This is a genomic window from Methylophaga sp. UBA1464 (assembly GCF_002325665.1).
Taxonomy (GTDB): Bacteria; Pseudomonadota; Gammaproteobacteria; order Nitrosococcales; family Methylophagaceae; genus Methylophaga.
The window spans coordinates 4,206-4,512 of sequence record NZ_DCSO01000020.1; the positions used below are offsets into that span (position 1 = coordinate 4,206).

Sequence of the window (307 nt, forward strand, 5' to 3'; positions counted from 1 at the left end):
TAAACCTGATGCTGGCAGGTTTGTTGATCGTTTTACTGACCCTGCCGTTACTGGCGATCGTCTCGCCTTCAGTTTCATTCTGGGGCGTGCATCCGGTTACACCGGTGATCGTTGTCGCCTATCTGTTTGGATTACACTTGGTTCACCGCACGCAGGTAAGACCCATGTGGTTCCCACGTTCAACCCGGCAGACAGTTCCGGATAAACCCGAAAAACTGCATCATGGTAGCTTGACGGCAACATGGCTTGGTTTTATTGCCCTGGCTTTGGTGACCTGCATCGCCGGTTGGATGGTAATGGAATCAGC

General features: G+C 52.1%; 1 pseudogene. It reads left to right on the top strand.

The features are described 5' to 3' along the window. Nucleotides 1-307: pseudogene (locus B3O33_RS02130) on the top strand (sodium:calcium antiporter); the annotation flags it as partial.